At 71.3% G+C, this 19,828-nt stretch carries 16 protein-coding genes; 7 read left to right on the top strand and 9 right to left on the bottom strand.

Features of this window, described 5'->3' with window-relative positions; translation table 11 throughout:
* The first annotated feature begins 437 nt into the window (after window positions 1–437).
* The gene (locus ACZ5XZ_RS38670; protein WP_468987109.1) at window positions 438–1,523 is read left to right on the top strand and encodes a gluconolaconase; all 1,086 of its coding nucleotides are present in this window, start codon (window positions 438–440) and stop codon (window positions 1,521–1,523) included.
* Window positions 1,524–1,558: 35 nt separating this feature from the next.
* Complete coding sequence (locus ACZ5XZ_RS38665; protein WP_468987107.1) at window positions 1,559–2,779, top strand: Vgb family protein; 1,221 nt, start codon at window positions 1,559–1,561, stop codon at window positions 2,777–2,779.
* Between the two features lie 228 nt (window positions 2,780–3,007).
* Here the strand turns inward: ACZ5XZ_RS38665 and ACZ5XZ_RS38660 are convergent, their stop codons facing one another.
* From ACZ5XZ_RS38660 to ACZ5XZ_RS38645, 4 genes are all read right to left on the bottom strand, one after another.
* Complete coding sequence (locus tag ACZ5XZ_RS38660) at window positions 3,008–4,297, bottom strand: MFS transporter (protein ID WP_468987105.1); 1,290 nt, start codon at window positions 4,295–4,297, stop codon at window positions 3,008–3,010.
* A 73-nt stretch (window positions 4,298–4,370) separates the two neighbouring features.
* Window positions 4,371–5,519: an amidohydrolase family protein gene (locus ACZ5XZ_RS38655; RefSeq protein ID WP_468987104.1), complete on the bottom strand. Its 1,149-nt coding sequence runs from the start codon at window positions 5,517–5,519 to the stop codon at window positions 4,371–4,373.
* Window positions 5,519–6,919: a glutamine synthetase family protein gene (locus ACZ5XZ_RS38650; protein WP_468987102.1), complete on the bottom strand. Its 1,401-nt coding sequence runs from the start codon at window positions 6,917–6,919 to the stop codon at window positions 5,519–5,521. The genes ACZ5XZ_RS38655 and ACZ5XZ_RS38650 overlap by 1 nt, the downstream gene beginning before the upstream one ends.
* Window positions 6,920–7,024: 105 nt before the next feature.
* Window positions 7,025–9,088 (bottom strand): SpoIIE family protein phosphatase, encoded by a 2,064-nt coding sequence (locus ACZ5XZ_RS38645; RefSeq protein ID WP_468987101.1) that lies wholly within the window; start codon window positions 9,086–9,088, stop codon window positions 7,025–7,027.
* A 255-nt stretch (window positions 9,089–9,343) separates the two neighbouring features.
* Between ACZ5XZ_RS38645 and ACZ5XZ_RS38640 the strand changes: the two genes are divergently transcribed.
* The 5 genes from ACZ5XZ_RS38640 to ACZ5XZ_RS38620 all read left to right on the top strand — a co-directional run bounded on the left by ACZ5XZ_RS38640 (window position 9,344) and on the right by ACZ5XZ_RS38620 (window position 13,856).
* A complete protein-coding gene (locus tag ACZ5XZ_RS38640; RefSeq protein ID WP_468987100.1) occupies window positions 9,344–9,676 on the top strand; it encodes a DUF427 domain-containing protein in 333 nt (110 codons plus the stop codon).
* Between the two features lie 148 nt (window positions 9,677–9,824).
* Window positions 9,825–10,808 carry a metallophosphoesterase family protein gene (locus tag ACZ5XZ_RS38635; protein ID WP_468987099.1) on the top strand — a complete coding sequence of 328 codons (984 nt, stop codon included), beginning with the start codon at window positions 9,825–9,827 and terminating at the stop codon, window positions 10,806–10,808.
* A gap of 32 nt (window positions 10,809–10,840) precedes the next feature.
* Window positions 10,841–12,190, top strand: a complete 1,350-nt coding sequence (locus ACZ5XZ_RS38630) for an MFS transporter (RefSeq protein WP_468987096.1) — start codon at window positions 10,841–10,843, stop codon at window positions 12,188–12,190.
* Window positions 12,187–13,248 carry a TolB-like translocation protein gene (locus ACZ5XZ_RS38625; protein WP_468987095.1) on the top strand — a complete coding sequence of 354 codons (1,062 nt, stop codon included), beginning with the start codon at window positions 12,187–12,189 and terminating at the stop codon, window positions 13,246–13,248. Before ACZ5XZ_RS38630 ends, ACZ5XZ_RS38625 begins: the two co-directional genes overlap by 4 nt.
* Before the next feature lie 74 nt (window positions 13,249–13,322).
* Window positions 13,323–13,856, top strand: coding sequence for a DUF309 domain-containing protein (locus ACZ5XZ_RS38620; RefSeq protein WP_468987094.1), 534 nt, complete (start codon window positions 13,323–13,325; stop codon window positions 13,854–13,856).
* Between the two features lie 225 nt (window positions 13,857–14,081).
* On the opposite strand, the gene ACZ5XZ_RS38615 is transcribed toward ACZ5XZ_RS38620, so the two are convergent.
* The 5 genes from ACZ5XZ_RS38615 to ACZ5XZ_RS38595 all read right to left on the bottom strand — a co-directional run bounded on the left by ACZ5XZ_RS38615 (window position 14,082) and on the right by ACZ5XZ_RS38595 (window position 19,178).
* Entirely contained in the window at window positions 14,082–15,206 is a 1,125-nt protein-coding gene (locus ACZ5XZ_RS38615; protein WP_468987092.1) for a D-alanyl-D-alanine carboxypeptidase family protein, read from the bottom strand.
* 209 nt (window positions 15,207–15,415) lie between these two features.
* Window positions 15,416–16,642: a cytochrome P450 family protein gene (locus tag ACZ5XZ_RS38610; RefSeq protein ID WP_468987090.1), complete on the bottom strand. Its 1,227-nt coding sequence runs from the start codon at window positions 16,640–16,642 to the stop codon at window positions 15,416–15,418.
* Between the two features lie 143 nt (window positions 16,643–16,785).
* Window positions 16,786–18,006 (bottom strand): MAB_1171c family putative transporter, encoded by a 1,221-nt coding sequence (locus tag ACZ5XZ_RS38605; protein ID WP_468987088.1) that lies wholly within the window; start codon window positions 18,004–18,006, stop codon window positions 16,786–16,788.
* Window positions 17,999–18,610 (bottom strand): hypothetical protein, encoded by a 612-nt coding sequence (locus tag ACZ5XZ_RS38600; RefSeq protein ID WP_468987110.1) that lies wholly within the window; start codon window positions 18,608–18,610, stop codon window positions 17,999–18,001. Before ACZ5XZ_RS38600 ends, ACZ5XZ_RS38605 begins: the two co-directional genes overlap by 8 nt.
* A gap of 79 nt (window positions 18,611–18,689) precedes the next feature.
* Window positions 18,690–19,178 (bottom strand): helix-turn-helix domain-containing protein, encoded by a 489-nt coding sequence (locus tag ACZ5XZ_RS38595; RefSeq protein ID WP_468987085.1) that lies wholly within the window; start codon window positions 19,176–19,178, stop codon window positions 18,690–18,692.
* Between the last annotated feature and the right edge of the window lie 650 nt (window positions 19,179–19,828).

Here is a 19,828-nt window from a genome sequence, read left to right as displayed (position 1 = left end):
GTATCGCCCGCCTCCACAACCTCACCCTCGCCGGGTAACGGAGAAACGAGCAGGCCATCCAGCACGCCAAAGATCATTTACGGGACAGCCCTTAGGGGGCACCATTGTTCGAGTCGACCGGTCGCGATTCGCACATTCGCGCCACCGGCTGGTGCGTCAGACGATGCATTCCGCCAGTTCCCGACACCGCGCAGCCACCCGAACCGGCCGGGACGGCATATCAAGCCACGCCCTGCGCGGCAACGGCGTACGGATGACAGCAGCCGGGACGGGTCGGACACTCATCCACAGCGTGGTCACGTACGCGCCTAATGCGCCCTGTCCGGTTTTCATCGCATGGCCGGTTTCGCTTGGTGATCAACTTGGCGCCGGACACGTAGGTTCGCCATGTCCGCAAAGGCGCAAATCAACTCTTCGGCGAGAGGGCACCTTAAGGCATGAGCGAAAAGAGCGTGAAGAACGATGTGGGCATCGCCTATATCGGTGATGTGTTTATGCGCCACCCGCTGACCACGAAAAATCAGCAGGAGCTCGAAATCACCGCCAAGGCCGCTGCCATCCTGGAGCGGAATACGCAAAAGGACAAACTGAAGCGGACCCCCGAAGGAGGAGGGCCGCCGATCAGCCCCATCGGGTTTTCTCTGAACAAGGTGCGGTATGGCAAGTTCCCTCCGAAGGAGGAGACAGCGCACCAACGCGGGTGGCGGGCCTATATGAATGTGGGGGTACCGATCGTCGAAGAGCGAGGAGACATCACGCAGCCCCCGCCTGACGTGATCTCCAAGCAGACGTACATCAATGGAACCGACCCCATCTCCATCGATGTGACAGACACCGTCGAGTTCTCGATTTCGAACACCATCAGCTGGTCGCTCCAAGGGGAGGTGAAGCTCACCTTCGGGGCAAAATCCATCGCGTCACTGCAGCAGCAACTGCAAAAGATCATGTCGATGAAGCAGCACCAGAAAAGCACCCAGCTCAACAGCAAAGACCGCCAGGGCAGTGACTCGGAGTCCCAGACGGAGGCCACAAGTACGACGACGGCCACGAGTTCCGCCACGGGTACCGGGGAATTGTGGGGAGAGCTGCTGCTCGGTATCACTGGCTCCATCAGCGGTTCGCTGACCACTGCATGGAAGCATCAGTCATCGATCACGGTGAGGAATCTTCAAAGCCGGGTGGACGTCCTGGCCACGCAACGGCGTCAGGTGAGGAAGTTCGACTACGAAATCCCCGTCACCTTCGGCGGATGGGTCGCCTTGTACTACGACAAGCCGGTACAGGTAAAGGAGACTCGTCCACAGGGCCCGCAGGACAAGGAGCCGGAATACTCTCAGGTGATCGCCTGGAAGCTCGGCGATTCCGTCGAAAGCGGCGATAATTTCGACCTGGCCGACAAGGACAAAAGGTTCATGCAGAAGGGCGAAGCCGAAATCGTCGCGGTGCGCGCCGGGGAACACCGGGTCTTCCAGCCAGAAAAGCTCGATTATGAGAACCAGAAGCAGCCGCTCTACAAGGGCTGATTCCACGTTCACCGGGGAGACCAGGAGGGAATTTCATGTCGTTCAAGAACATCTTCGACAGTTCCGGCGATGAAGCTGATTCCGCCAAGCAGTCCGCACAAAAGCTCCACAAGGACACGCCCGGCGCCGGAGAGGGCGCCTGGGATGACGAAAACGAGACTGTCACGGGGAGCGCCTCGGGGTATGCGCGCAAACTGGAGAGTGAGCGCGAGCCATGGCTGCTGCGCCAGACGGCGCATGGAGCGTTCGACGTCATGGGCTTCCTCGACCCCCTCTTCCAGAAGTTCCATGACGCGTCCGCCGAACAGCGCAGGGTTTCCGAAGACCCCCAATCGACATCCGATATGGCGTCGTCGGCCAGGGACAAGGCATTCGAAAACGTGAAGGTGGAGATCCGCGACGAAGATCTGCCACGTATCAGCGACGAACAGCAGAAGAAACTGAAAGAGGCTCGCGACCAGGCCCAGGGCACTCTCTTGCTCACCGCCGGGTTGGGGCTCACCCGTGACATCGCGCTGGACCCGTCGCAGAACAAGGCGTACGTCGTCAGCGACGGCGGCCACCTGTACGGGGTGGACCTCGCCACCGGCGCCAAGCACGAGGTGGCGACGAGCGACAGCCTGGGCGAGTCCAGCGGTGTGGCGCTGGACGGGAAGGGCACGGCCTATGTCACCGACAGGAGCGGCGCGCGCCTGCTCGCGGTGCAGCTGTCCGACGGCCGGACCGAAACGGTCGTCGACGGCGTGAAGGCGTACGGCATCGGGCTGGACGGGAAGGGCAAGGCCTTCATCACCGACCAGGACAAGGGGCAGCTCTTCGAAGTCGACCTGGCGAAGAAGCAGAAGCAGATGATCGTCGATGGCCTGGGGGCGTCCACCTCCGGAGTGGCGCTGGACGGGAACGGCAGGGCCTACACCGGCCATTGGAACGACGCAGGGGCCCTGTACGAGGTCGACCTGGCCCAGCGCACCAAGCGCGTGGTGGCCCCCCTTTCCCACACCAGTTGCGACATCGCGCTGGACGGCGCGGGCAAGGCCTACGTCTCCGACCACAGTGGCGACCGCCTGCACGAGGTCCACCTCGCCGACGGCGCGCGGCGCGAGGTGGTCAAGCCGAAATCCGGCGCCTTCTCCCCGCTCGGCGTCGCGGTGGACAGCGGCAACGGCATGATCTACGTCAGCACCTGGGAGGGCCAGCTGTGGCGCTTCTCCCAGCGTGCCCTCCAGGGCCCCGGCACGGTCGAGGTAAGTCCGTAGCGCAAAGCGGGACCGGGCCTCCGTGCGCGCACACGAGGACGCACGGGCACCCCCACCGATCCTCTCTCCCCCACCCACGGGAGGGGGCGGCCCGCAGGACGGAGTCCGGAGGGCCGGTCCCCCAGCCGAAAACGTCCCGCGCAGCGGCACCAGCCCGCCGCAGGCGAACCAAGCGAGGCCCCCACGGCGGGCCGGCCGACAACGTGGGAAGCCAGCCAAGCGCAGCGGTTACGCCTCCGGATCACGCGCGTCATACCGCGCAAACCCCCGTCGGCCCAGCCCCAGCGCCGTAACGGCCAGTACGCACGCCAGGCCGCCGCCGATCACCGCGGTGGCCGGGGAGGTCAGGTCGGCGGCCGAGCCGGCGAGGAAGTCGCCGAGGCGGGGGCCGCCCGCGACCACGACGATGAAGACGCCCTGGAGGCGGCCGCGCATCGCGTCCGGCGTCGCGGCCTGCAGCATGGTGCTGCGGAACACCATCGAGATGGTGTCCGCGCAGCCGGCCACCGCCAGGAAGAGCAGCCCGAGCCACAGGTGCCGGGAGAGCCCGAAGGAGGCGATGGCCGCGCCCCACGCGGCCACCGAGATCAGGATGGCCAGGCCGTGCCGGCGGATCCCGCCGAGCCAGCCGGAGAACAGCCCGCCCAGTACGGCGCCCACCGCGGGCGCGGCGACCAGCAGGCCGACGGTCTTGGCGTCCCCGCCGAACCACAGCACCGCGACCGCGGGGAACAGGGCGCGCGGTTGGGCGAGCACCATCGCCGCCATGTCGGCGAAGAACGTCATCCGCAGGTTCGGGCGGGTGGCGAGAAAGCGCAGTCCGTCCAGTACGGAGGCCCGGCGACGCGGCCCGTCCTCCTGCTCGGGCAGCATGGACGGCAGTCGCCACATCGCGTACAGCGCGCCGGTGAAGGCCACCACGTCGATCAGATAGGCCGCCTGGTAGCCCCACAGGCCGACGATGACACCGCCCAGCATCGGTCCGCCCATCAGACCGAGGTTGCTGGTCAGGGAGTTGAGGGCGTTGGCGGCGGGCAGCTGCTCGGTGGGCAGCAGCCGCGGGATCATCGACGTGCGGGCCGGGGAGTTCATCGCGAAGCAGACGGCCTGGAGGGCGACCACGGTGTAGAGCAGCCACACCCGGTGGTATCCGGCCAGCGCCGCGGTGGCCAGCGTGACGGACATCGCGGTCGCGCCCGCGGCACTGTAGAGGCCCAGTTTGCGGCGGTCGACGGTGTCGGCGACGGCGCCTCCGTACAGCCCGAAGACGACCAGTGGGACCAGCGAGCACAGGCCGACCAGGCCGACCGAGAAGGTGGATCCGGTGATGGCGTAGACCTGCAACGAGACCGCGAGCGCGGTCATCTGCTGGCCCATCCAGGAGATGGTGTTGCCGCACCACAGGCGGCGGTAGTCCGGCGAGGTGCGCAGCGGGGTCAGATCGGCGAATATTCGGGAACGCAGGGGGATTTCGCCCTTGTCGGGGCCGGTGTCGTCGTCGGTAGTTGTAAGGGCCACGCGGCGCAGTAAAGCACGCTGCGGAGGGACACCGGACGGCAGGGCGGGAATGGGTGCTCAGGGCCCGTGCCCCTTACGGCTCCGTCGGCGGGAGGCCGTACACCCTGCGCGCGTTGCCGGCGGCGATCATGGCGCCCACCCGGGCCGCGTCCGCGTGCGACCACGCCCCGGCGGCCGTCCACTCCCCCAACACGCCGGACAGCGCCGTGCGGAAGAGCGCGCTGCCGACGATGTACAGCTCGGGGAGGCCGTAGGCGTCGGTGGAGAAGAGCAGTTTGCCGAAGGGGGCGAGCTCCAGGAACTCGGCGAGTACGGCGGTGGCCCTCGGGCCGGTGTGGGTGAGGGTCAGTCCGATGTCGGCGTGGACGTGCGGGAAGACGCTCGCCAGATAGGCGGCCTGACGGTGGTACGGGTAGCAGTGCAGCAGCACCAGGTCCGTGCCGGTGTCGGCGGTGGCCCGGACCAGGTCGGTCAGCAGGGCCGGGTCGGCATGGTCGATCCGCAGGTCGGGGTCGCCGAAGCCGGTGTGGAGCTGGAGGGGGCGGCCGGTGGCGACGGCCAGCCAGATCAGGTGGCGGAGCAGGACCGGGTCGGTGAGGCGGGGTGCGCCGGCGGCGAGCCAGGAGCGGGCGGCGGCGCGTACGGCGTCGGGGGCCGGTGGCCCGGGGTCGAGTGCCAGCCCGTGGCGGTAGGCGGCGACGCTCTTGAAGGCGACGGCGGTGCGGGCGGCGGCCTGGACCGCGCCGGCGAGGACGTCGGTGAACTCCTCGGTGTCGTGCGCGGCGGCCGCGGTCCGTTCGGCCAGCGTCTCCAGGCGTACGACCGGATGCCCGGTGGCGCCGCCCGCCTCGGCCGTCTCGGCCGGCCCGGTCAGGTCGCCCGGGAGGCCGGTGTCCAGGAGGTATGCGCCGATTCCGGTGGCGCGCAGCAGGCGGCGCCGGGTCTCGTCGGGGCCCAGCTCCCGGCGGCGGGCGAGGTAGGTCTCGGGTGGGCAGTGCGCGGGCAGGTCGAGCAGCGGCGGGCACCAGCGGCGCACGGCGAAGCCGGCCTGGGTGTCGAAGAAGGTGGTGCCCGCCGCGGGCGGCCGGTCCGACTCGGTGAGGTACCCGGCGAACGCCTCGGGGTCCGGTTCGTGCCGGAGCACGCCGTGGCAGTGGTGGTCCACCAGCGGCGGCAGGCCGTCGTCGAAGCCGGGGCCGTGCCCCGGGGCGTCCGCGGGCATCACCAGCGCCAGCGGGTGGCGGCGGCGATCTCCTCGGCCTCGCTCTCGGCGAAGTGGGCCTCCTCGGCACGCCGGACCGCGAGCACCGCGCCGTGCAGCACCTTGCCCATCGCCTCGTACAGCGGCGCCGACTTCTCCAGCCGGTCGGCGGCCTCGGTCAGCGTGGCGGGCAGCCGTACGATGCCGCGCCGGGCGCGCTCGCGGACGCCGAGCGTGCCCGGGTCCCCGGTCTGCGGCTCCGGCATCCGGGTGCGGGAGGTGATGCCGTGCAGTCCGGCGGCGAGCACCGCACCGACGGCGAGGTAGGGGTTGGCGGCCGCGTCGAACGTCTTGACCTCGGCGTGGCCGCCGTCCGGGTCGTCGGGGGCGCCGGTGATCAGGCGCAGCGCCGCCTCGCGGTTCTCCACGCCCCAGCACTGGTAGACGCCGGCCCAGTGGGAGGGTTGCAGCCGCAGATAGCTGGCCGGTGAGGGGCAGCCGATGGCGAGCAGGGCGGGCAGGGCCTGGAGGACGCCGCCGAGGAAGGCCACCGCGTCCGGTGCCAGGCCCCATTCGGCGTCGGGGGCGCGGTGCAGGCTCCGACCGTCGCGGTACAGGCCGAGGTGCAGGTGGCAGCCGTTGCCGACCTGCCCGGCGACGACCGAGGGGGCGAAGGAGGCGCGCAGCCCGTGGCGGGCGGAGACCGCGCGGATGGTCTCGCGGACCAGCACCACGTCGTCGGCGGCGCGTACCGGGTCGCCCGGGGCGGTGGTGACCTCGAACTGGCCCGGCGCGTACTCGGGGTGGAGCTGGAGCACGTCGATGCCCTGGAGGGTCAGTGCCTCGGTGACGTCGCGGAGGTAGTCGGAGAGTTCGACGACCCGGGTCATGCCGTAGGCGGGGCCCGCGCAGGGGTAGTCGAGCGCCGCGTCGGCGCCGGCGGCTGCCGGGTCGTGCTTGTCGGGGGCGCGGGTGACCACCCACTCGGTTTCGAAACCCATCCGCACGTCGAGGCCGACCTCGGCGGCCTGCTCGGCCATCCGCCGGGCGAACAGCCGCTGGCAGGCGGGGTGCGGCGCACCGAGCTGGTCGTAGCGGTCGACCGGTGCCCAGGCCCAGCCGGGCTGGGCGGCGAGGGTGGTGACGCGGTCCAGGTCGGGGAAGAGCCGCAGGTCCCCGTCGGGCCCGCCGAGGTGGTCGGATTCGGTGATGGCGTCGTCGGAGGTGAACACGTCGAAGACGGGCGACATCCCGATGCCGCGCTCGGCGGTGTCCGCCAGCCGCGCCACCGGAACGGTCTTGACGCGGGTGATGCCCGCGTTGTCCACCCAGGTCAACGCCACGTTGCGGACGGCTTCCGCCTCCAGCCGCGCCGCCACCCGGCGGGCTTCCTCGCGCTGTTCCGCAGCCCGCGTTGCCATAGTGCCGTCCTCACTCGACCGTGCCGATGCCTCGGCGTCTGTTCCCCGCTGGTGACCGGGGCTCGACGCTCCCCCAGCCGGCGCCGGGAGGTACCCCCACCCCGGTCAGGGGCAGTTGAACTCGCACCATACGCACTTTCCGCCGCCGCGCGGTTCCACACCCCAGACATCCGCCAGCCGGTCGACGAGGAGCAGGCCCCGGCCGGAGACTCCGGCCTCGCCCGGTTCGCGGCGTCGCGGCAGGCTGCTGGAGTGGTCCTCGACCTCCAGCCGCAGGCGCCGCTCGACGCTGTGCGGCATCCGGATGTTGACCACGGCCTCGCCGTCGGTGTGCAGCAGCGCGTTGGTGATCAGTTCGTCGGCGACCAGCTCGATCTCCTCGGAGCGGTCGGCCGCGCCCCAGGCGCGCACCGCGGACCGGATCATGTGCCGGACGGCGGAGAGGCCTTCGGGGTCGGCGGGGGCGATGTGCTGGCGGAACCGGCCGACGGTGTCGTGCTCGGGCGCGCCGAGACGCCTCAGCAGCAGCAGCGCCATGTCGTCCTCGCCGGTGCGGTCCCCCACCGACTCGCAGAGCCGGTCGGCGAGTTGCTGGACGTCCTGGGGGCCGTCGCGGACCTCTCGGGCCAGCTCGCGCATGCCGTCGTCGAGGTCGGTGCCGGGCTGTTCGACGATGCCGTCGGTGCACAGCAGCAGGGTGTCGCCGGGGGCGAGCTGGACGGTGGTGACGGGGTAGTCGAGGCGCCGGAATTCGGAGGAGATGCCCAGCGGCAGCCCGCCGGCCACCGGCAGCCGGCGGCAGATGCCCTCGGCGTGCCGCAGCAGCGGGTCGATATGGCCGGCCCGTACGATCCGGGCCGCGCCGGTGCTCAGGTCGGCGTCGACGTAGGTGCAGGTGGCGAAGCGGTCGGTGTCGAGCTCGTTGAGGAAGGCGGAGGCGCGGCCCATGACGGTGGCGGGCGAGTGTCCTTCGGCGGCGTAGGCGCGCAGGACGATCCGCAGCTGGCCCATCAGCGCCGCCGCCTGGGTGTCATGGCCCTGGACGTCGCCGATCACGGCCGCGACCCGGCCGTTGGGCAGCGGTATCACGTCGTACCAGTCGCCGCCGATGTGCCGGCCCATTCGGGCGGAGCGGTAGCGGACCGCGACCTGGGCGCCGGGGATACCGGGTATCCGGCGCGGCAGCATGGCCTGTTGGAGGCCGGCGGCGATCTCGTGCTCCTGGTCGTAGAGCATGGCGCGCGCCAGGCTCTGCGCGATGCTGCTGCCGAGCGCCACCAGCACGTTGCGCTCCTGGTCGCGGAAGTCGCTCTCCCGCTCGAAGAACAGGCCGATCACACCGATCGGGCGGCCCTGGGCGATCAGCGGCAGATACGCGGCGGATTTGACGTTCAGCGGCTCGATGGCGTGCCACAGCCGGGGGTAGCCGTACTTGAACTCGTCTCTGCTGTGCACGTAGCGGGGGGTGAGCGTGCGCACCACTTCGCTCATCGGGAATTCGTCGCCGACCCGCGTGTACTCCAGATCGGGCACATAGCTGCCCGCCTTGCCCTCGGAGACCAGCCGGATACGTCCCGCCTCGACCAGCCCGAGGATGACGTTCTCGGCGCCCAGCCGGCTCAGGCCCTGTTCGCCGGCGAGCACGGCGATGACTTCGCCGACGGTTCTGGCGTGGGCGAGGGCGGCGGTGGTGCGCTCGACGACGCTGGTGTGCCGGCGGCGCTCCTCGTCGACCGCCAGCCGCTCGGCCGCGTGGGTGTATTCGTGGCTGGCGTCGCGGACCACGCCGATGATCCGGCGGGGCCGGCCGGTGGGGTCGCGGCGGATGCTGCCCTGGGCGTGGGTCCAGCGCAGCTGCCCGTCGCGCAGCCGCACCCGGAAGTAGGCGCCGTAGGAGTCGCTGCCGTCCTTCAGGGCCCTGGCGACCAGGGCGTCGAGCCGGGCGGCCTCGTGGGCCGGGACGCGGGAGCTGAGGCTCTCGGGGCGGTCGTCGTATTCGGACGGAGGCAGGTCGAAGACCTCGAGGGCGGGTGGGTCCATGTGCATGAGCCCGCTGTCGAGGTCCCAGTCGAAGCCGCCCATGCCGTTGAGGGCCAGTGTCAGGTCCGGGTGGGCGGGCCAGTCGTCCGGCACCGACACGGTGGGCTGCTTCGCTGCCCGGTCAGCCATGCCGTCACTTTGCCACATTCACCCGGATTGCGGAGGGTCCAGCCAAGGTCACGGACGACGCGGGGGCGGTCACCGAGCGTGTCCAGCAGGCGGTCGGGGCCGTACCCGAGGGTGGTCGCCCACCGCGGATCGCGCGGGCGAGGCGCGAGGTGCGGGCCGCGGTACGAGCGGATTGTCAGTGGGTCCTCCTACGCTGGAGGTCGCAACGGCAGGAGGGTCCGCAGGCGGCTCCTCCGCGACCGAAGGGACCCGACCATGAGCACCGTCCGAGGCCACCGGATCGAGATCGATCAGGGCACCGACCACATCCGTGTCACGGTCGGCGGGCAGCTGCTGGCCGAGAGCCGCCGCCCGCTGCTGCTCTCCGAGACCGGCTGTCCGGTGCGCTACTACCTCCCGCCCGAGGACGTGCGCACCGACCTGCTGACCCCCTCCGACACCCACACCGTCTGCCCGTTCAAGGGCACCGCCTCCTACTGGTCACTTCCCGGTGGCCCGCAGGACATCGCGTGGGCCTATCCTGAGCCGCATCCCGAGGTCGCGCAGATCAAGGATCATCTCTGCTTCTACGAGGTCGAGTTGGGGTGAGCCGGGCCGCGGCCGCGGCAGCGGAGCGACTCCGGGGCAGGACGGGTAGGAAAGTTTCCTAACAATAACGTCCACATTATTGACGCGTACATGGTCCGACGTCAGGATTCCTCGGGACGGCTCCCCCACGCCGACCCAGGAGACGGATATGACCTCCCCCCGCGCCGACATGCCCGTACAGCCGCCGAGGCGACGCACGACCCCGACCGGCAGCCGCCGCTGGGGAATCCCCGTCGCCGCGGGCGCGGCGCTCGCGCTCGTCGGCGGTGTGGCGCTGTGGTCGAACGCCGGGCGGGCCGATGCCGCGCCCGAGCGGGCAGCGGGCGCGCACGCCGCCGGGTTCACCGCCGTCGCGGCCGGCGATATCGCCGAGCGGTGCACGGCGAGCGACAGCGACTGTGCACACCCCAAGACCGCGGCGCTGGTGAAGCGGATCGATCCCGCGTTCGTGCTGACCATGGGCGACAACCAGTACGACGACGCCCGGCTCAAGGACTTCAAGCGCTATTACGACACGAGCTGGGGCGCCTTCAAGAGCAAGACGCACCCGGCCCCCGGAAACCACGAAACCTACGACCCGCAGGGCGAACTGGCCGGCTACAAGTCCTACTTCGGGCCGGTCGCCTACCCCAAGGGCAAGAGCTACTACAGCTTCGACCAGGACAACTGGCACTTCATCGCGCTCGACTCCAACAGCCTGGACCAGGCGCAGACCGACTGGCTCAAGGCCGACCTCGCCGCCAACTCCAAGAAGTGCGTGGCCGCTTACTGGCACCACCCGCTCTTCTCGTCCGGCGAGCACGGCAACGACCCGGTCAGCCGCCCGGTCTGGAAACTGCTCCAGGACGCCAAGGCCGAGCTGGTCCTCAACGGCCACGATCACCACTACGAGCGCTTCGCACCGCAGGACGCGAACGGCAAGGCCGGCAAGAACGGCATCGTCGAACTCCTCGCCGGGATGGGCGGAGCCAACCCGTACAAGATCGAGGAGGTCCAGCCGAACAGCGAGAAGCGGCTCACCGACACCTTCGGAGTGGTGAAGCTGAACTTCACCGACACCGGCTTCTCCTGGGAGCTGGTGGGCACGGACGGGCAGACGAAGGACCGCAGCCCCGCCTACCAGTGCCACTGACCGGCCGACGGGACCCACGGGCGGTCTGACCGATGTATCTCGCGACCACGGACGCGGCCGCGACGGCGACACAGGTGACGCGCGGCCGCGTCGGGGGCCCGGTGCTGGCCCTCGGCGCGGTCAGCCTCGTCACCGACATCTCCTCCGAGATGGTCACCGCCGTGCTGCCGCTCTACTTCGTCCTCCAACTGGGGCTCTCCCCCCTCCAGTTCGGCTTCCTCGACGGCCTCTACAACGGCGTCACCGCGCTGGTGCGGCTGCTGGGCGGGCATGCGGCGGACCGCGGCGGACGCCACAAGCTCGTCGCCGGGGCCGGCTACGCGCTCTCGGCGCTGTCCCGGCTCGGGTTGCTGCTCGCCGGCGGCGGCACCCTCGGCATCGGCGCCTCGCTCGCCGCGGACCGTATCGGCAAGGGCGTGCGCACCGCCCCTCGCGATGCGCTGATCTCGCTTCAAGCCCCGCCGGACGCGCTCGGCCGGGCCTTCGGTGTGCACCGCGCGATGGACACCACCGGTGCGCTGCTGGGCCCGCTCGCGGCGTTCGCCCTGCTGTGGGCCACGGCCGACGCCTACGACGCGGTGTTCGTCGTGAGTTTCTGCGTCGGGGTGGTGGGGGTGCTGCTGCTGGTCGCGTTCGTGCCCGGAAGGGCCGCCGTGGCCGCCGGCCACCGGGATCCGGGAGCCGGGCCGCACACCCGGGCACCGGCCCCCGCGCCCGGCCACCGGCAGGTACCCACCGCAGCGCCCCGCCCCCGCACACGGCTCCTGGCGCCACTGGGCGACCCCGCGTTCCGGCGCATCTTCGTGGCGGCGGCGCTGCTCGGCGCGGCGACCATCGGCGACTCGTTCCTGTATCTGCTGCTCCAGCGGCGGCTGGGTTTCGCAGTGAGCTGGTTCCCGCTGCTGCCGCTGGGGGCGGCCGCGGTCTATCTGCTGCTCGCGGTGCCGGCCGGGCGGCTCGGTGACCGGATCGGCCGCCGGGTGCCGTTCCTGTGCGGGCACGCGGCGCTGCTCGCCGGCTATGTCCTGCTGCTGAATACCGGTGCCGGGCCGGTGCTGCTGGTGGGTGTCCTGCTGCTGCTCGGGGTGTTCTACGCCGCCACGGACGGTGTGCTGATGGCGCTCGCCGGGCCGGTGCTGCCGGCCGCACGGCGGGCCGGCGGAATGGCTCTGCTGCAGACCGGCCAGGCGCTGTGCCGGCTGCTGGCGGCCGCCGGATTCGGCGCCGCCTGGACGCTGTGGGGCACCCGTCCCGCGCTGTGCCTCGCGGTGTCCGCGCTGGCCCTGGCGCTGGTGGCGGCCGCCGCCCTGCTCCCCCGCCGGGACCGCCCGGCCGGGCCGAACCCACCGGACCGCCCGGAAAGGCAGCCGTCGCGCGCATGACCTCGCCCCGCCCCGCTCCCGCCCTGTCCGCGCGGCTCGCCGCGGTCTCCCTCCGGGCCCGGATCGTCGCCGTGCTGACCGCCACCGCGGTCCTCGCCACCGTCGCCGTCGCCTACACGATCGGCGCCGCCCGGCGCGCCGAACCCACCGACGCCGCCTCCGCCTTCGGCCTCGACCACGGCCGGCTGTACTTCCGCAGCACCGGCGCCGGAGCCGGCCGGGTGGCGCATCTCCCCGCGCCGGACGGCCGCACCGGCGCGGCCCCCTCAGCGCCCCGGCCCGGGCGCCGCACCACCGGCGGGCCGGCCTGCGAGCGCTTCTACGCGGCGGCCGGGACGGGCCTGTGCCTGCAGCGCCGCCCCGGCATCCCGCCCCGGTCGTACGCCGTGGTCCTGGACCGGCGGTTGCGCGAGAAGCGGCGGATCGCGCTCACCGGCATCCCCAACCGGGCCCGGGTGTCGGCCTCCGGGCGGATGCTGTCATGGACGATGTTCGCCACCGGCGACTCCTACGCCACCACCGCGTTCTCCACCCGCACCTCGATCCTGGACACCCGCACCGGCTACCTCATCAAGAACATGGAGGAGATCCCGCTCACCCTGGACGGCCGCCGCTACCACTCCCCCGACGTCAACTACTGGGGGGTCACCTTCGCCCGCGACGACAACCGCTTCTACGCCACCGTCTCGACCAAGGGCGGGACCTACCTCGTCCAGGGCGATCTGCGCAGGTGGGCGGCGCGGACGATCCGCGGGAACGTGGAGTGCCCCTCGCTCTCGCCGGACAACACCCGCCTCGCGTTCAAAAAGCGGGTCCGCTCGGGCGCCACCGATCCCTGGCGGCTGTACGTCCTGGATCTGCGCACCCTGCGCGAGCACCCGCTCGCCGAGGCCCACAGCGTCGACGACCAGGCCGCCTGGCTGGACGACCACACCCTCGCCTACGCCCTGCCGGGCCGCGAGGGCCGGGCCTTCGACGTCTGGACCGTACCGGCCAACGGCGGCGGGAGCCCGTCGCTCGCCGTGCCGGACGCCTCCTCCCCCGTACGGGTCCCTTAGGGGCACCCCCGCACAGGAAGCGCGGGCCGCGACGTCGCCGTACGGGGCGGCAGTCAGGGGCGCACAATTGAGAGGTGACTGACACCCAGGAGCCCCGGAACGAACCCCGCCGGGACCGTGACGAGCAGGGACGGGCCCGTAACGCCCGGCCGCGCGACGGCCTCGGCCGCCCGCTGCCCTACGGCGCCCCCGGAGTGGCCCGGCAGCCCGAGGGGGTGGTCCGTACGCCCGCCCAGTCGCTGGCCGAGGCGCAACGGCTGCTCGACGCCGGGATGCCGTTCCACGCCCATGAGGTGCTGGAGGACGCCTGGAAGACGGCGCCGGAGGCGGAGCGCGAGCTGTGGCGGGGGCTCGCCCAGCTCGCGGTGGGACTCACCCATGCGGCCCGGGGCAATGCCGTAGGGGGTACCTCACTGCTCGACCGGGGGACGGCGGCCATCAGGCCGTACGCGGATGCCGCCCCCTACGGGGTCGACATCGGGGGACTGGTGGCCTGGGCCCGGGAACTGACGGACCGTCTGACCGCTCCGGGCGCCCTGTCGGCGGCCGAGGCCGCACCCCGGCTGCGCACCGCCGGGGACGCGGACGGGGGCCGCCCGGCGGGCTAGGGTCTGTCCGATGGGTCAGGGTCGGAGAGGCCGCGGCGTCTGGTGCGGTGCATCGCAAGGCGCCGGAGCGTCCCGATAGCGGAGCTCTCGGGACGTTTCGGCAACGCCGCGAGGTACCGTGCCAGACGCCGCGGACCCGGCCATGACCCATCGGACAGGCCCTAGGGCGGTCCGAAAAGTCCCGCCCGGACGTCGGGCTCCGCCGGGACGCGCGGAGCCGTCGGCCTACCCCGCGCGGCCGCGACCGCGCGGGTCCCGCCAGCGGGCGAGCATGGCTCCCAGTCCCATGACCACGATCCCGGCGGCGCCCGCCCCGAGGACGAGGGCGGGGCGCCAGGGTGAGGCGCCGCGGGCGCCCTGGGCGCGGGCGTCGTACGCGGCGTTCACGGCGTGCAGCGTGCCCACCGGTTCCGCGTCGCCGGCCGTGCGAAAGCCCCAGTCCAGCAGTGCGCCGGCTTCCTTGTAGACGCCGTTGGCCACCTGTGACTGCGGGTTCAGTACGGTGACCAGCAGCGTGCGGCCGTTCCGGCGGGCGGCGGCGATCAGGGTGTTGCCGGCCTTGGAGGTGTAGCCGTTCTTCACGCCGATGATGCCCGGGTAGCGCGGCAGCCCGTGCGAGCCCACCAGCATGCGGTTGGTGTTCTCGATCTGGGTGGTGCCGTTGGGGCCGGGGAACGCGGCGCGGGCGGTGGCGCAGTAGCGGGCGAAGTCCTCCTGGGCGAGCCCGGCGCGGGCGAAGACGGTCAGGTCGTGCGCGGAGGACACCTGGCCGGGCGCGTCATAGCCGTCGGGGGACTTCACCGTGGTGTCGCGCGCGCCGAGTTCCCGTGCGGTCTGCTGCATCTCGCGGACGGTGGCCTGCCAGCCGCCGTTCATCGCGGCCAGCACGTGCACCGCGTCGTTGCCGGAGCGGAGGAAGACCCCGCGCCACAGGTCGGCGACGGTGTAGCGGCGGCCGTGCCGGACGCCGACGACGCTGCTGCCCGCCCCGAGGCCCGCGAGGTCCGCCGAGCTGACCTGGCGGACCGTGTCGGACGAGAACTTCGGCAGGACCGTCACCGCGAACAGCGTCTTGAGGGTGCTGGCCGGGGCGAGCTTGCGGTGCGGGCTCTTGGTGGCCAGCACATTGCCGGTCTCCGCGTCGGCCACCATCCAGGACAGTGCGCTCAGCCCGCTGGGCAGGCTCGGTGCACCGGGGGCGGCGACCGCCTGCACCCCGTCCGTGGTCTTCACCGGTTGACGGGCCGTCGGCCCGCTCGCGGCGGCCGGTATGGACGTCAGGGACACACCCACGACGGCCACCAGGGCCATTGCGGCCGCCTTCTTGGACACACGCGCGTCACTTGCCATGCGGTAACGCTAAGTAGGGAACGCCCTGTTCGCACAGCGGGTGAGCCAGACGGGCCAAACGGATCCCTGGACGCCGGGCGTGTCGCATCTGCAACACCTGCAAAGAAGGACCCGCCCGGTGCGACGGGGGATGCACACCGGGCGGGTCTCAGGAACCTTTCTACCGCATGAGCGAACGGTTGCGCCTCAAAAACGTGTTCGTTTGCCGATTACCAGGCGACGGGCAGCGAATTCAGGCCACGCGCACGAAGTGCCCGACGGTGCCGCAAATCACCCCGCGGAACGTCGAGTCGCAGCCCCGGAAAGCGGGCGAGCAACGCCTCCAGGGCGGTGACGGCCTCCAGGCGGGCCAGCGGGGCGCCGAGGCAGTAGTGGATGCCGTGGCCAAGCGCGAGGTGTCCGGAGAGGTCCCGGTCGCGGTCGAAGGTGTCGGCATCGGGGAAACGGGCGGGGTCGCGGTTCGCGGACGCGATCGCCAGCAGCACACTCTCCCCCGCCGGGATCCGTACGCCCCCGATTTCCACGTCTTCCTTGGGAAAGCGCCGGATCGCCAGCGGGGCGGGACCGTCGAAGCGCAGGAACTCATCGACCGCGGCCGGCAGTTCGGCCGGATTTCGCCGCAACAAACGGAGCTGGTCGGGGTGGTCGAGCAGGGTGAGGACGGCATTGCCGATGAGGTGGACGGTGTTCTCGTATCCACCGAAGAGAATGAGGAAGGCGAGCGAGGTCAGTTCGTCCTCGGTGAGCCGGTCGCCGCCCCCTTCCCCGTCCGTCTCGTCCCGCACCGCGATCAGATCCGAGAGCAAATCGTCGCCCGGCTCCGCGCGCTTGGCCGCGATCAGACCGGTGTAGAACTCCAGCATCGCGCCGATCGCCTGCTTCATCAGCTCGGGCCGGGTCGGGTCCGGGGTGATCAGCCGGTCCGTCCACGCCCGGAAGTCGCGGCGGTCGTGCTGCGGGACGCCGAGCAGATCGCAGATCACGGTGATCGGCAGCGGCCCGGCGTAGTCGGCGATCAGGTCCGCCGGACCCCCGCGCTCCTCCATCGCGCCCAACAGCCCCTCGGCGACCCGCCGTACGGGCTCGCGCAGCGTCTCGACCCGGCCCGGGGTGAAGGCCTTGACCACCAGGCGGCGGATCCGGGTGTGGTCCGGCGGATCCATGTTGAGCAGATTGGCGTCCAGCGCCGGCGGCAGCGCGAAGCCGCGGAAGCCGCCAGGGGCGGCATGCCGCTTGTCCAACGAGAGCCGCGGATCGGCGAGCGCACTGCGGACATCCTCGTAACGGGTCACCAGCCAGGCGGGGTTCCCGTCCGCACCGGTGATCCGGTGCACCGGCCCGGCTTCCCGCAGCGCGGCGTAGGCGGCATAGGGATCGTCGAGCAGAGGCGTGATGTCCAGGGGGGTATCGGGGCCGGTCTCGGCGGATTTACGCATGATCCCGACTCTAGGGCGGAGCCCGGGTCCTCGGCGCCGTCCCACGGCATAGGGGGACGGCACCGGTCCGCGGGGACCGGTGCCGCCTCCGTCGTGCCGGGCGGCCCGGACCCCCGTGCCGGGCCACCCCGTCTGTGGCGGTGTCAGCCGTGCGCCATCGCGCTGCGCTGACGCAGCTCGGTCAGCACGGTCTCGATCAGCGGCGAGTGGTAGACGTCCGCGACCAGCGCCAAGTGCTCGTACTCCGCGGCCAGTTCGGCCTGCTCGGAGCTGGTGGCGACCACCACACTGTCGGCTCCGTGGGCGGGGACGTGGCCGACCGCGCGGTTCTCCAGGCCGCGGCGGAGCGCGGCGGCCTCGGCGACGGCCGCCAGCTGCCGGTCGTCCAGCGCGACCGCACGGGCCCGTTCGCGGGCGATGTCGAGGGCGTCGGACTCCACATGACGGCGGATTCCGCGCTGTACGTCCCGTATCTCGGCCATCTGCCGATTGGCCCGCCACTCCAGATCGGCGAACGGCCAGCGCACCGACCACGCCCGGGGCTCCATCGTGACCTCGGGCGTCTGGGCGGTGACGGTCCGCCAGAGCGGCGAGAGGCGGCGCAGCCGGCGCCAGGCGGCGACGCGCGGGCCGGCGGCCGGCAGCGCGAAGCCGGCCAGTACCAGGATCGCCGCGACCGACGCGCTCAGCGGCGCCACCCCGTTGGAGAGCCAGAGCGCGGGGTGGCCCGTCCAGGACAGGACGAAGCCGACGACCTTGCAGGCGCAGTAGACCAGGCCGAGCCAGCAGCCCACGGCCAGCACCCGCAGGCCGCGCGCCAGATACGTGCCGCCGAGCCGGGCGGCGTAGCGGGGGCAGAGCGTCCCCAGGCCCGCCAGGCTCGACCCGAAGATGGCCAGGTACAGCACGAGGAACAGCATGACTCCGGGGGAGTCGGTGTAGGCGGTGCTGAAGTCGCGGGGGTGCTCGACGGCGTCCGGCCGGCCGACCGCGAAGCCGGTGACGGCCACCGCCCACAGCGCGGCCACACCGCCGACGGCGGCGCGCGCCCTCCCCCGGGCCCGGGCGCGCGCCTCGGCGCCCTCGCCGGCCGTCCAGCGCAGCAGCAGCACCAACGCGCCCGCGGCGAACACCACGACGGCGGAGTAGAGAAAGACCATCGCGAGGTTGGCCACGCCGACGATCCGGTCGAAGGCGCGGTAGAGGCTCGGTGCGGAGAAGAGGAAGACCGTCGCCACCCCTCCGGTCATCACACAGGCCAGTCCCAGGTCCGCATTGCTGCGGTCGCGGAACCAGGCGACGGACTTGTAGCCGACGATCGCCCAGGCGGCCAGCCCGAACGACAGATAGATGACGTCAAACACGTGGTCCCCCGTCCTGCTGTGCGCCGGTGTCGACGCCGCCGGAGCCCGCGCCGCCCGCCGGTGCGTCCTGTTCCCGCCGGATGTGCTGCAGGGCCGGCCCGAGCGCCGCCGCCAGCTCGGCCGCCGGTCCCTCCAGGGGGAGTTCCTGGTCGGCGGCGGACGGCGCCACCCGCTCCATGAGGAGCGTGCCGAGCACCTCCGTCTCCCGCTCGGCGAGGTTGTCGTAGCCGTGGTGCCGGGCGAGGCCCGTCGTCAGGCCCATCCGCCGGAGGGCGGTGGTGACGTCGACGGACGGCGTCCACAGCTTCAGCGCGTCCTCGGTGACGGCCGGGTCCTGGGCGTGCCCCAGCAGGAGGTGGCCCAGCTCGTGCAGCACGATGTGGGCCTGGTGCCAGGGCGAGGTCCGGAGCTCATAGAAGATCCAGTAGTCGTCGTCGGTGACGGCCGTCATGCCCGAGACCACACCGCCCAGGCTCATCGGCACCAGATGGACGGGCCGCTCCACCCGCGCCGCGACCAGGTCGCACATCCCGCGCAGGTCGGTCGCGGCGGGCAGTGCCAGCTCCTTGATGAGCCGCTTGCACCGCCTGCGTATCTGGCCCACTCGCATGCTCGTCCCGTCCTCGTGTCCGGTCCGCTGCCAGATGGCGAAGATCTGGTCGCGTTCCGCGGTCCGTATCGCCTCAGTCACCGCGCCGGTCACCACCCTGCTCCGGCGGGTCGGCCGGCAGGTTCATCTGCTGCCGGAACTGGGAGATGATCGTCGTCAGACTGTCCTGCACCTCCGGAGGCAGCCCTACGGAGCGCAGCGCGATGGCCCGCACCCGCCGATCCCGCATCGCGGCGAGGAAGCGGACCTCCTCCTCCACCCGCGCGGCCTGCGGCTGCGAGAGGTCTCCCAGCAGATAACCGACCGGCACGGCAAAGAACTTGGCCAGCGCCCGCAGCAGTTCCGGGCTCGGATTGGCCCGCCGGCCGTTGCGCAGCATCGACAGATACTGCTCGGTGACCGTGACCCCTCCGTACTCCTCCACCCCGCCGCTGATCTCGTCGGCCACGAAGGCGTTGGTGTACGGAGCCCCCGGCGGGTGCATGTTCGCGAAGAGGTGGTTGAGCCGCTCCGCGAGCGCACCGCCCGCCCCGTCGGACCGGCCCTCGCCCCCCACGCCCATGCTGACCGTCCCCAATCGACCGGGCCCAACGAACAGTTAAGGCCGCCCCCGTTGTGTTCCGCATCCTGTCATGCAACGAACGCGCCGCACCAGTCCACTTACGGACAGTGAGGCCCGCCGGGCTTAACGGGGAGTTGAGTGACGGCGAAAGCATGCGATTCCGGATCGCGCGACGCGCGCACAGCGGGGGAGGGAGAAAGGAGAGCAAGGAGAGACGGGAGAGCAAGGAGAGACGGGAGCGCGAGAAGAACGAGAAGAACGAGGCGCGCGCGGAGAACCAGGGCCCGAGGAGAACCCGGAAACCGAGGAGCGCGAAGAGAACGCGACGAGAACGCGACGAGACCACGAAAAAGCCGCCTCCTCTTCCGAGAAGACGGCTTCCGACCTGCGAAAAGTCACTGGTCGGGACGACAGGATTTGAACCTGCGACCCCTTGACCCCCAGAAGCTGAAAGCCAGTCCGCTCCGTCCACTGAGTCCAGAGAGTCTGGTAAACGTCCAGGTCAGGGGCTTGTGCTGCCGCACCTCCGGCAGGTGCGTGACACATCGGTGACACGCTAAGGGCTGTCCCGTAAATGATCTTTGGCGTGCTGGATGGCCTGCTCGTTTCTCCGTTACCCGGCGAGGGTGAGGTTGTGGAGGCGGGCGATA

This window comes from Streptomyces sp. NPDC033270, from assembly GCF_055576575.1.
The sequence above is the reverse complement of the archived record's forward strand: the minus strand, read 5'-3'. Positions and strand labels throughout refer to the sequence as shown.